The sequence below is a fragment of the Cryomorphaceae bacterium genome (assembly GCA_017798125.1).
In the GTDB taxonomy this organism is placed as follows: Bacteria; Bacteroidota; Bacteroidia; order Flavobacteriales; family ECT2AJA-044; genus ECT2AJA-044.
Window position 1 is genome coordinate 2,445,112 of the sequence record CP059070.1, and the last position, 12,420, is coordinate 2,457,531.

Annotated in this window: 10 protein-coding genes; 5 read left to right on the forward strand and 5 right to left on the reverse strand. The window is 50.0% G+C overall.

Features of this window, described 5'->3' with window-relative positions; translation table 11 throughout:
- Positions 1 to 85 precede the first annotated feature (85 nt).
- From HZ996_10850 to dnaE, 4 genes are all read right to left on the reverse strand, one after another.
- Positions 86 to 868, reverse strand: coding sequence for a hypothetical protein (locus tag HZ996_10850; protein QTN39614.1), 783 nt, complete (start codon positions 866 to 868; stop codon positions 86 to 88).
- Positions 868 to 1,806: a DUF58 domain-containing protein gene (locus HZ996_10855; protein QTN39615.1), complete on the reverse strand. Its 939-nt coding sequence runs from the start codon at positions 1,804 to 1,806 to the stop codon at positions 868 to 870. Before HZ996_10855 ends, HZ996_10850 begins: the two co-directional genes overlap by 1 nt.
- A 61-nt stretch (positions 1,807 to 1,867) precedes the next feature.
- Positions 1,868 to 2,182 (reverse strand): thioredoxin, encoded by a 315-nt coding sequence (trxA, locus tag HZ996_10860; protein ID QTN39616.1) that lies wholly within the window; start codon positions 2,180 to 2,182, stop codon positions 1,868 to 1,870.
- A gap of 77 nt (positions 2,183 to 2,259) precedes the next feature.
- The gene (gene dnaE, locus HZ996_10865; protein ID QTN39617.1) at positions 2,260 to 6,612 is read right to left on the reverse strand and encodes a DNA polymerase III subunit alpha; all 4,353 of its coding nucleotides are present in this window, start codon (positions 6,610 to 6,612) and stop codon (positions 2,260 to 2,262) included.
- Between the two features lie 209 nt (positions 6,613 to 6,821).
- Here dnaE and HZ996_10870 point away from each other — a divergent pair, with 209 nt between their 5' ends.
- The 3 genes from HZ996_10870 to HZ996_10880 are packed head-to-tail and all read left to right on the forward strand — an operon-like array spanning position 6,822 to position 8,873.
- Positions 6,822 to 7,631 (forward strand): 30S ribosomal protein S16, encoded by an 810-nt coding sequence (locus HZ996_10870; protein ID QTN39618.1) that lies wholly within the window; start codon positions 6,822 to 6,824, stop codon positions 7,629 to 7,631.
- Positions 7,624 to 8,181: a 16S rRNA processing protein RimM gene (rimM, locus tag HZ996_10875; GenBank protein ID QTN39619.1), complete on the forward strand. Its 558-nt coding sequence runs from the start codon at positions 7,624 to 7,626 to the stop codon at positions 8,179 to 8,181. The genes HZ996_10870 and rimM overlap by 8 nt, the downstream gene beginning before the upstream one ends.
- Entirely contained in the window at positions 8,181 to 8,873 is a 693-nt protein-coding gene (locus HZ996_10880; protein QTN39620.1) for a methyltransferase, read from the forward strand. Before rimM ends, HZ996_10880 begins: the two co-directional genes overlap by 1 nt.
- Here the strand turns inward: HZ996_10880 and HZ996_10885 are convergent.
- A complete protein-coding gene (locus tag HZ996_10885; GenBank protein QTN39621.1) occupies positions 8,870 to 10,216 on the reverse strand; it encodes a saccharopine dehydrogenase NADP-binding domain-containing protein in 1,347 nt (448 codons plus the stop codon). The genes HZ996_10880 and HZ996_10885 overlap by 4 nt on opposite strands.
- Positions 10,217 to 10,293: 77 nt before the next feature.
- On the opposite strand from HZ996_10885, the gene HZ996_10890 reads away from it, so the two are divergent.
- Positions 10,294 to 10,683 (forward strand): DUF423 domain-containing protein, encoded by a 390-nt coding sequence (locus HZ996_10890; GenBank protein ID QTN39622.1) that lies wholly within the window; start codon positions 10,294 to 10,296, stop codon positions 10,681 to 10,683.
- 110 nt (positions 10,684 to 10,793) lie between these two features.
- Complete coding sequence (pckA, locus tag HZ996_10895) at positions 10,794 to 12,407, forward strand: phosphoenolpyruvate carboxykinase (ATP) (protein ID QTN39623.1); 1,614 nt, start codon at positions 10,794 to 10,796, stop codon at positions 12,405 to 12,407.
- The last annotated feature ends 13 nt before the right edge of the window (positions 12,408 to 12,420 follow it).

Below are 12,420 nucleotides of genomic sequence, written 5' to 3' on the forward strand. Positions count from 1 at the left end.
AAGGTAAAAGCACGCGCTTTAAGTTTTTTGTGTCCCTGAGTGCCTGCGGCACGATGCCTCTTAACAGCCCGTAGGGCCTATCGCATCAAGGAGTCAGCATTTCGTAGCTGACAAAGTCAATTCCATTGAGTCGATCCGCGTAATGCTGATGGCTGATTCTCAGAAAGTAACGCCCCTTTTCCGTCAAGGTCCATTCGGGAATGTAGACGCGTAATAACCGATCGGTTTTACCGAGCTCATCGGCGTCCGCCACCCGGACTTCCTTTTCAACTTCCTTGACTCCTTCCGTGGGGTGAATCAGCTTGACTTTTAAAAACAGGCGGTCGAGGTCGAATCCTCGCTGTAAGCCCACGACGATATTCATTTTCTCCGGGTAGTCTCGTGTTTTTTCGATGCGCAAGAGCGCTACGTCTTTGTAGTACCAAATATCTCCGGTGAACTCCCGGAAATCTTCATTTTGCACCACGGGCTCAATCCCTTCCCTTCTGAAGGACCACTCTGCGTCAATCGTTGAATCCAACAATGAAGCACAAAGCGTATCATCCGCCAATAAGGGAAAATTCTTGACCAACATCCATCCGGTGTCCGACACTGTTACCAAATCAAAAAGCGTATCTCGACCGATGCTGTACTGAACAACTACGTCTTGAGCTTCCTGAGTTTTGGAACAGCGCAAATAAATAGAACGCTCTTCAGGGCCAAAGGCCGCATGACAGTTCGGAGAAAAGGGTTCAGTAGGCAAAGAGTCCAAAACGGCAAGAAATACATTGACGGTTGAATCCACGGGTCGAATCAAAAGCGTATCTCCCTCTTGTGCAGATATCAAGGTAGATAGAAGTACTCCGAACAAGAGGAAAAGGCGTCTCATCAGTACAGGCGTTGTCTTTTGAGCAAATATGGAAGGAGGACCTGTTGAAAGCCCAAGTTGATATCGGCGGGGATGAAATCGATGTGGTATTGGGCACAGCGCAATTCCAATTCCTTTTCCAAAGCCGTGATTTTCTTCACGTATTCCTCTTGAATTTCTCCGGCCTGAACCTTGATCTCTTCCCCACTCTCCATATCGACGAACTTGTAGGGTCGGTTCTCAAAGTCAAATTCGATTTCAGCAGCCCGGTCCACCACGTGGAAGAGCAGTACTTCGTGCTTGTTGTACTTGAGGTGTTGCAGGGCCTGAAAGAGTTCGTCCTGCCCTTCGGGAGAGGTGTCAAACATGTCACTAAACAGCACAATCATCGAGCGCTGATGGACTTTCTCTGCAATTTCATGTAGGGCCTGTACGGCAAAGGTTTCACGTCGCTGGGAAGCGTCGAAAGCGGTCAGTTGCTGCTCCAATTCGTGGTACAAAAGCTTGTGGTGGCGTGTGGTGGTTCGCGCTGGGGTGATGGTCCGAAGTTCGCTGTCGAAGAGTGCCAAGCCCACAGCGTCGCGCTGTCGCTTGAGAATATTCATCAAAGCGGCGGCCGCATATATGCTGAACTGCATTTTATTGGGCTCTTCAATGTTGTGCTTCTTTCGGACCGGGAAGAACATGGATGAGCTTTGATCGAGGACCAAGTAGCATCGAAGGTTGGTTTCTTCTTCGTAGCGCTTAACAAAGAGCTTATCCGTTCGGGCGTAGAGCTTCCAATCAATGTGACGTGTGGATTCACCTGTGTTGTACAAGCGGTGTTCGGCAAACTCAACACTGAAGCCGTGGTACGGGCTTTTGTGCAAGCCGGTGATAAATCCCTCCACCACTTGTCGTGCCAAGAGCTCTAAGGAGCCAAAGTCACGCAAATACTCTTCTTTGATTTCTTCCGCCATTCAAACGAATATAAAAAAAGGGCTAATGTCGCCATTAGCCCTTCTTCCTTAATTTTCCCTATTATAACTGAGCATCCAATTTCCCTGCCAGTACTTCTTTCGGGGCCACTCCTACTTGCTTATCAACGACTTCACCGTTTTTGAAGACGAGAAGCGTAGGAATGTTGCGAATTCCGTACTTCATGGAAATCTCGCTGTTGTTATCCACATTTACTTTACCGACGACCGCTTTGTCCGCGTAGTCGTTGGCCAATTCTTCGACGATGGGTCCTACCATGCGACATGGTCCGCACCATTCTGCCCAGAAATCCACCAATACTGGTTTGTCCGAATTGATGATGGTATCGAAGTTGCTTTGATCTAATTCCAGTGCCATGCTTTTAAACTTTTTAGGTGGCTCGTGAGCCGCTCAAAATTAACTCAATTAAACTAATCCGCAAGGTCGCACTTTGTTCACTTTAACGTGAACTCCAGACCTTTTATTTCTTCTAATTCCGATAGAAGTTCTTTATTGACATCGACCCGAAATTTGCGCGCCGGCATCTCTACCGAAAGCTCTTCTTCCGCATCTACTATCCGCATTTTCACACTCTGTTTGCCGTGGTGGCGCTTCAAAACTGCTTCCAGCTGATCGTTGAATGTCGGTGCTAAATTACTCAATGGTATGGTGAGGAAAAGTCCTTTATCTGACTGTTCCATGACTTCTTGCAACAAACCGATGTGAGCGATCTTCTCTTCCAAGCGCACGGTCCGATCTCCCGTTTGCTTGTTCACCCACTCCCGCTGTACAATTCGAATGCGCGCATAAACAAAACTACCGGGCACCAGCATATGCCGCAGTTTGAGGTAATCCTCAGAGAATACACGGAATTCATGGCTATCGTGGTAATCCTCAAGAGTGAATTTACCCCAAGGCTTACCCGTCTTGGTCGTTAAATGCTCCACGGAAGTAATGATGGCCGCAACGCGCATTTCTTTGCCAACATTCTTCTCCGGAAACTTAAAGTAGCCCAAATGGGAATTGCAGAAGTACTCCATCTCCACCTTGAAATCATCTAAAGGATGACCCGTTATGAAGATACCGACCACTTCTTTTTCCTTTCGAAGCGCCTCAATTTTATCCCAGGGTTCTGCCTGCGGCAGGATGGGCTCTGGAATCTCCATATCATCCGTTCCGCCGAACAAGCTCGCTTGAGCACTTGCTGCTTGCTGTTGTACCGCATTTCCAAAGCGCATAGCTCTTTCCAAGAATGATCGTCCGTCTCCATCCTCATAGAAGAATAAGGCTCTGTGGTGTCCTTCAAAACCATCAAAAGCGCCGGCCAAGGCCAATCCTTCCAAGGTCTTCTTGTTCACCGTACGGAGATCTAAGCGCTTGCACAGGTCAAAAATACTTGAATAGGAGCCGTTTTCTTCACGGTCGGCAACCAGGGCCTCTACTGCACCACCCCCTACTCCTTTAATAGCCCCCAATCCGAATCGAATGGCTCCTTCATCATTTACGGTGAAATAATAATCGGATTCGTTGACGTGCGGCCCCAGGACCGGGATTTGCATGCGCTTACACTCCTCCATAAAGAAGGTCACATCGCTGATGTTGTTCAAGTTGTTGGACAGCACCGCCGCCATGAACTCGGCCGGGTAGTTTGCCTTGAGGTAGGCCGTTTGATAGGCCACATAGGCATAGCAGGTACTGTGCGATTTATTAAAGGCATAGGCCGCAAACGCTTCCCAATCCTTCCATACCTTCTCGGCCACTTCGGTATCGTGACCTCGTTCGGCGCACCCGTTTAGGAACTTGGGTTTGAGCTTTTCTAGGAGGGCAAAGATTTTCTTACCCATGGCTTTACGAAGGACGTCTGCCTCACCCTTGGTAAATCCCGCGAGCTTTTGGCTCAGTAGCATCACTTGCTCCTGGTAGACCGTAATTCCATAGGTCTCTTCCAAGTACTCCTTCATGTCCTCGAGGTCGTAGGTAATGGGCTCACGACCGTGCTTTCGAGCAATGAAATTCGGAATGTATTCCAGCGGTCCTGGACGGTACAGGGCATTCATCGCAATGAGGTCACTGAACTGAGTAGGGACCAGCTCCTTCATGTACTTCTGCATTCCTCGACTCTCGTACTGGAAAATCCCCACCGTTTCGCCACGCTGGAAAAGCTCGTAGGTCTTTTCATCGTCTAGTGGAATTTCGTCTGGATCAATCTCTACCCCGTGGCGCTGCTTCACTAGTGCAATGGCGTCCTTGATCAGGGTCAGGGTTTTCAGTCCCAAGAAATCCATCTTGAGCAGACCGGCATTTTCTACGACCGAGTTGTCGAATTGAGTCACCAATAGATCGGCATCCTTGGCCGTGGTCATGGGCACGTGCTCGGTCAAAGGAGATGGAGTAATGATGACCCCGCAGGCGTGAATTCCCGTATTCCGCACCGATCCTTCCAAGATGCGCGCTTGATTCAAGGTATCGGACATGAGGTCAGATCCTTCTGAAATTTTCAGGAGCTCTTGAGCCATGCCTATTTGCTCACTGCGCAGCTTATCCTTCATTTCCTTATCGGTCCAGCCGAAGAGCTTGCGCAGCTTAGTGTCGGGAACAAGCTTGGCCAAACGGTCCGCATCCGGTAAGGGCAAGTCGAGTACGCGCGCGGCATCGCGAATGGCGGATTTAGCGGCCATCGTACCGTAGGTAATGATCTGGGCGACCTGATGATATCCGTATTTGTCGACCACCCATTCAATAATCTTGTCTCGACCTCGATCGTCGAAATCAATATCAATATCCGGCAGGGATACCCGATCCGGATTCAAGAATCGCTCAAAAAGCAGGTCGTACTTGATGGGGTCTACATTGGTAATCCCCACACAATAGGCCACGGCAGAGCCGGCAGCGGAGCCTCGACCGGGCCCTACGCTCACACCCATTTTCCGAGCCTGCCCCGTAAAATCTTGGACAATCAAGAAGTACCCCGGATAGCCCGTATTCTCAATCGTTGCGAGTTCGAAATCCAGTCGTTCGCGGATTTCATCGTTGAGTTCTTCTCCCCAGCGCTCCTTGGCCCCTTCATAGGTCAAATGACGTAGGTAGGCATTTTCCCCGCGCTTGCCCCCGTCTTGTTCGTCCAAGGGATCGCGAAACTCCTCGGGAATGTCAAAAGCGGGAAGCAAGACGTCTTGGGCGAGAGTGAAGTTCTCCACCTTGCCCAGAATTTCATTGGTGTTTTCGATGGCCTCAGGGAGGTTCGAAAACAAGGCTTTCATTTCATCCTGCGATTTGAAGTAATACTCCTGATTGGGCAGTCCGTATCGGAATCCGCGCCCCTTTCCGATCGGGTCGCTCTGCTTGGCACCGTCCCGGACGCAAAGCAAAATGTCCTGTGCATTCGCGTCTTTCTGTGCCCCGTAGAACACATCGTTTGCGGCGACCACCTTGACACCGTAGTCCTTAGACCAGCGCAACATGACCTCATTGATTCGTTTCTCCTCCTCTAGTCCGTGGTTACAGAGCTCGAGGTAGAAATCCTCGCCAAACTGTTCCCGCCACCAGTGAAACTCTTCTTCGGCCTGTTTTTCACCAACGTTAAGGAGCAAGGAGGGCAATAGACCGTATTGACTCCCGGTCAAGATCATCAAGCCTTCCTTATACTTCTCGACCAACGCTCGATCGATACGCGGAACGTAGTAGAAGCCATCGATGTGGGCATGAGAACTGAGCTTAGCCAAATTGAGGTATCCCGCTCGATCCTTGGCCAAGAAAACCATGGGCGAACCATTGTCTTTTACCTCTTTGTTTGTGTGGTCTTTACAGACGTTTAACTCGCATCCAACTACACCTTTTAAGAGGGGCTTCTCCCCTTCCGCTTCACCAGCGGCCACTTTCTCATTGTGTTCTGCAATGGTCTTGTTGTGGGCGGCGACTTGCGCTGTAAAGTGATAAGCACCCATTAGGTTGCCGTTGTCGGTCATCCCCACACCGGGCATACCTTGCTCAGCCGCCATGGTGACCAATTCCTGCGTTTTAATGGTGCTTTGAAGGACACTGAAACTCGTATGATTGTGCAGATGACTGTACGGAACCTCAATTCCATGGTCATCTCCTGAAGACGAGGAGGACAGTCCTCCGTCCGTGTCCGCGGCCGATCGCTTGTCGACCGTTTTCAGGATTTCCTTAGCCTTTTTGGCCAAGTGCTCCATCAAGTCACTAGCCAAGGGCTTCTCTAATGGAATGACGCGAAGTTCACCGAGGCGGAAAAAGGATCGGGCCGTCGCTTCCACGTCCGCCGCCGCATTGTGGGCTTCATCAAAAGGTTTGTCGAAGAGCTTATTGTGCAGTTCAGAAAGCGTGGGCCACTTGAACTTACCACTTTTTCCACCCGGAATGGCACAGTACTCAGTAGTTGCATCATTCTTGGTGTCTATGGGCGGTAAAGCCATAAAGGTCTCGGCATCATCATGGCGATCCATCCGCCACAATTCAGCTCCAACGATGTTGTAGTCGAATTCGATGTTATGGCCGACTCCATGGGAGGCCTGAGCTACATCGGCATAGAATTCGTCGAGGACGTCTTTTAAGGGCCGCCCTTCCGCACGGGCCTTCGCTGTTGAAATTCCGTGAATCTTCTCCGAGTTGAACGGAATGTCGAATCCATCCGGATACACGATTTCATTGCGCGCATGAATGAGGTATCCCTGATCATCGTGGAGTTGCCAAGCCAATTGAACCAAGCGAGGCCAATTGTCTGAATCTGAGATCGGTGCGTTAAAATTCTGGGGTAAACCGGTGGTTTCGGTGTCGAAGACTAGATACATCTTACTAAAGTACTACGACCGAAAACGATGTACTAGTGGTGTTGATAAAAATTGAAAAGCGCTTGAGGGAAGGGAAACATCGTGCTGCAGGCACTGAAATACAGGAAAATAAATAAAGTCTAAAGTCTTCTGATTCAGGAATATTATTCAGATATTTGCACGCTCAAAAATTTAGTAACCGAGGACGTGTTCCTCAAAATCTAACACATATGTCTGCAAGAATTCGTTTGCAACGTCACGGCCGTAAAGGCGCTCCCATCTTCCACATCGTAGTAGCTGACAAACGCGCAAAGCGCGACGGTCGCTTTATTGAAAAACTCGGTGTGTACAATCCAAACACCAATCCTGCGTCTATCGATTTGAACGATGATCGTGCATTGGACTGGATGATGAAGGGTGCTCAACCAAGTGACACTGCCCGCGCGATCCTTTCATACAAGGGTATCTTGCTTCGCAAGCACCTGTTGGAAGGCGTGAAAAAGGGCGCTTTGACTGAAGAGCAAGCGCAAGAGCGCTTTGAAGCTTGGAAGGCAGAGAAAGAAGGAAAGATTACTGCTAAGGCTGATGCACACCGCAAAGCTAAGCAGGACGCAATCCAAGCGCAACGCGATGCTGAGAAAGCTAAGCGTGAAGAAGAAGCTGCTGAAGTAGCTAAAGCAGAGGCGGAAGCGAAAGCTGCTGCTGAAGCGGAAGCTGCCGCTGCTGAAGCTGAGGCTGCTGCTGAAGAGGCGCCAGCTGAAGAAGCTGCTGCTGAAGAAGCGCCAGCTGAAGAAGCTGCTGCTGAAGAAGCGCCAGCTGAGGAAGCTGTTGCTGAAGAGGCACCTGCTGCTGAAGAAGCGCCAGCTGAGAAAGCGGCTGCTGAAGAAGCACCTGCTGCTGAAGAGGCGCCAGCTGAGGAAGCTGCTGCTGAAGAAGCACCTGCTGCTGAAGAAGCGCCAGCTGAGGAAGCTGCTGCTGAAGAAGCACCTGCTGCAGAAGCAGAAGGTGATGACGCTGAAGCTAAAAAAGAAGATGCGTAAGGAAGACTGCTTCTACCTCGGTAGAGTCGTCAAAAAGCACGGATACAAAGGCGACCTCAAACTTCGGTTTGATGTTGACTATCCGGAAGAGTATCAAGAATTGGAATCAGTACTGGTCGAAACAAAGACCGGACTGGTTCCTTTCTTTTTTGAGGCCTATTCCATGGAGGATAAAGGCTTTGTACGGGTACACTTTGAGGGCGTGGATTCTGAGCAGGACGCAGAGCGCTTGGTTGGATCCGATTTGTGGTTGCCTCTGGCCCTCTTACCCGATCTGGAGGGAACAGATTTCTACTACCACGAAGTTGTCGGATTCGAGGTAATCGATAGCCAATACGGCTCGGTCGGAACCATCCGCGATGTTCGCGAAGGCAACGCCCAAGATTTACTCGTGATTGATCACAGTGGGACGGAGGTTCTGATCCCTGTACTCGATGAATTGATCCGCGAGGTGGATCGTGAAGCCAAGACCTTACGGGTCGATGCCCCAGAGGGCCTCATCGCCCTATACGTTGGTCCATCTGAAGATGAAGATCGCGACCTCGACTGATGTCCGATATATTCCGTTTTAAACAGTTTTCTGTTCGTCATCGCGACTCTGCCATGAAGGTGGGCACGGACGGCGTTTTACTTGGCGCTTGGGTTCGTATTCCGGAGCAAACAGCCGTCATCCACGATGTAGGAAGCGGCACCGGACTCATTGGACTGATGTTGGCGCAAAGAGTTCCTGCCGCACGAGTGATTGGCTTTGAGCTGGATGCCGCATCGGCCCGTGAGGGCCAAGAGAATATGGCCATGAGTCCCTTTGCGGACCGCTGTTCCATGATTCCAGGACGATGGCAGGACGCCGGTGATGTTGAGCTCGCGGACTTGATGGTTAGCAATCCGCCCTTTTACCACATTCATGCGGGGATGCCCGATGGAGCGCGAAAACAAGCGCGTCAAGAGACTGAACTTGGGCCCGAGAACTTGTTTAAGCTCTCCTATGAGCGCAGCACAGAAAAGGCTTCGATGGCCATTGTTTGGCCCTCAGACCGGTTGGATGAGGCGCTGCATTGGAGTTCAGCTAGTGGGTGGAAGTTGTGGCGCCAAACGCTAGTAAAGGGGCGCAAATCGACTAATCGGGCCCTTTTGCAATGGAGTAAGGAGCCACGGGAATTGGAACAAAACACCATGGCCATTCATGAAGGCAATAGCCACAGTCCCGAACATCGGGAACTCACGAAGGACTTTTACCTCTAGTAGCCTCGGTACTCGACTTCTTCCTCGAGGAATTCAATCCCGTACTCGGCCAGTTCTTGCAGCATCGGTTCATAGATTTCCGGGGTAATCGGAATCTGTACGCCTGGAGTTGTGATGTTTCCCTCGCAGATATGACGCACCGCAATAGCTACGGGTAGGCCAACCGTCTTGGCCATGGCCGTGCGCTGTGCATCGTCTCCTTTACAGACCATATGGCTGTTGATTTGGACTTCCAGTCCATTAAGTCGATACCCGAGCTTGTGCACCATGATGACCATATCCTTGTCTTCAGGAGCCAAGGTCCATTTTCGCTCGAGGATGAGCTGCAACACTTGAGCCGGAGTCAAATCGGGTTTGCCAATGGTGATATCCTCAAATAAATCCAACCAACGAAGCTTATCCATCAAGGTGTCGTCCTGGTCTAGTTTGAGGTAATGCATAAGCTTGAGCTCTACAGAGTCATTGGGGTTGTAGGCCAAGAAGGTATTGGTGAACTGGCGAAAGGTCATGGTTTCCGTTCCTTCCAGCACATAGGAATCATCAGTCATGCCCAACTTGACAAAAGTGTCCCAAGCGCGGCAAAATCCCGGTCGGCGCATGGTGCCTCGATACAGGGTAGGCACATCTTCCAACCCGTAAACGGACCGATATTTCAGTGAATCACGATTCGCGTATGCTTCAAATCGCCCCCACTCCCCGACTTCCATGAATTCCGTTCTGCGGAAAAGGCGGTGGTACGGAATGTACTTGTACTTGCCTTCTTGCTTGAACTTAACCGCTCCACCTCCACCGGCCAAAACGACGTTACGCGGATTCCAGGTAAATTTATAGTTCCATGGATTATTGTCCGATTCCGGTGCAACAAGTCCGCCCGTGAAGCTTTCAAAGAGCAAAATTTCTGCTCCTGCGTTTCTCGCTCGGTCGATCAATTGCATGGCGCTCAAATGGTCAATCCCTGGATCTACGCCTATCTCGTTAATTAAAATGGATCCCGACGCCTTGGCCTTTTCATCCAAGGCCTTCATTTCTTCCGATATATAGCTGGCCGTCACCATGTGTGTCCCCGTTTCAATACAGTCCTCCGCTACAGGCACGTGCATGTGCGCCGGAAGCATACTGACCACTACATAGCTTTCTTCGATTAAGGCCCTGCGGGCCGATCCGTCGCCAACGTCAAATGCCCTTGCCTCTCCGCGAGGATGATCACCTACTTTTTCACGGCATAAGGCGACGTCCCGATCGACCACACATACGTGCCAATCGTGACGTTCCGCTTTGCTCAACAAGTATTCTATCAAGCTAATGGTCGAGCGACCTGCTCCGATGACGGTAATTTGCTTCATGACAGCGAATATATTTAAGTTGAGATGTTTTGTAGATGATAATCGCTTCTTAGTTTCGAACAGTAATTCCACAATTCATGAAAAAGTACCTCATTGGAGCCGCCCTATTCGGAGCCACAGGCGTTTTACTCGGAGCATTAGGCGCTCACGCATTGGAAGAAGTTTTAAGTTCTGAATCGCTCGAAAGCTTTAAGACCGGCGTTCGTTATCAAATGTTCCATGCCCTCGCCATTCTCGCTTGGATAGCCGTTTCAGACCACATACATGAACGAATGCTTCGACTGGGTCTTCAGCTCATAAGTTGGGGGACGGTTCTGTTTAGCGTGAGTATCTATTTGCTGGCCACTCGATCGGCTACAGGACTCAGCGGTTTGTCCTGGTTGGGGCCTATCACACCTTTGGGCGGGCTATTGCTGATCACAGCGTGGGTGGTGCTCCTCATAGGGGCCTGGAAAGGCCGTGCTTAGTGTGAAAAGTACACATTTTGAATGTGAAAAACTAGGACAAAAAGCTTCGGAATCCGGTCAATATTCGCCTACATTTGTTCTTTAATCAAGTGTAACCAACCTTACTGATTATGACGGAAAAGGGCACAAAAGCGGCACATGCGACCGTCGCAGATTACGGTATTAAAGATGCCACCGCTCACTGGAACCTCGACCCGAAAACCCTAGCTCAAATCACAGTAGACAAAGGCATGGGCCAATACACCTCTACTGGAGCAATCACCATTGACACCGGCGAATTCACCGGACGTTCACCTAAAGACCGCTTCCTCGTTAAAGACGACATCACAAAAGATGCTGTTTGGTGGGGAGATATCAACATCCCTTTTGAGCCCGATCACTTTGATGCGCTCTACAACAAGGTCGTTGATTATCTCTCGGGAAAGGAGCTTTATGTGCGCGATGCCTTTGCTTGTGCCGATCCAAATTACAAAATGGGACTTCGCGTCATCAACGAGTACCCTTGGTCGAATAAGTTCGTGTACAACATGTTCATTCGCCCAACGGAAGATGAAATTGCAAACTTCGATCCTGAGTGGGTCGTCATCAATGCTCCGGGATTCATGGCGGATCCTGAAGTAGATCATACACGCCAACACAATTTCGCCATCCTCAACTTCACCAAGAAAATTGCCTTGGTCGGAGGGACGGGATATACTGGGGAAATCAAGAAAGGAATCTTCTCCGCCCTGAACTTCATTCTTCCTCATATGAAGAATACGCTCAGCATGCACTGTTCAGCGAACGTAGGCAAGGATGGAGATACCGCAATCTTTTTCGGTCTATCAGGAACGGGTAAAACAACCCTGAGTGCCGATCCCAATCGTCAATTGATTGGTGACGATGAGCACGGTTGGAGCAATGAGAACACGGTCTTCAATTTCGAAGGCGGTTGCTACGCAAAAGCCATTGACCTAACCGAAGAGAACGAGCCGGAAATTTTCCACGCTGTGAAAGAAGGCGCTTTGCTGGAGAACATTCGCTTTAAGCCGGGAACCAATGAAGTGGATTACCACAACACGGAAATCACGGAAAACACGCGTGTGAGCTATCCGCTGGACAACATTGACAACATCATTGTTCCCAGTATTGGCCACAATCCGAAGAACATTTTCTTCTTGACCTGTGACGCCTTTGGAGTCCTGCCTCCGATTGCGCGTTTGAGTCCAGAGCAAGCGGCCTATCACTTCATCAGTGGCTATACAGCCAAGGTGGCGGGTACTGAAGCTGGGATTACCGATCCGGTGACCGCGTTTAGCGCCTGCTTCGGAGCTCCATTCATGCCTTTGCATCCAACAAAGTATGCAGAGATGTTGAGCAAGAAGATGCAAGAAGCGGGAGTGAACGTATGGCTTGTCAATACCGGGTGGTCTGGTGGAGGATTTGGCGTTGGAGAACGCATGAGTCTCAAGATCACTCGAGCTTTGATTACGGCAGCCATGGAAGGCGACTTGGACAATGTGGAATACGAAACGCACAATGTATTCGGATTGCACATGCCAAAGACCTGCCCAAATGTTCCAGACGAAGTTCTGAATCCGCGCAACACGTGGAGCGATAAAGGAGCTTATGATCAAAAAGCGAATGTTCTTGCCGAGAAATTCTTGAAGAACTTTGAGCAATTTGAAGAAGGATGTAGCGCAGCCATTTTAAGCGCTTCACCAAAATTGAATGTGAACGCCTAAACCGAAGGCTTCT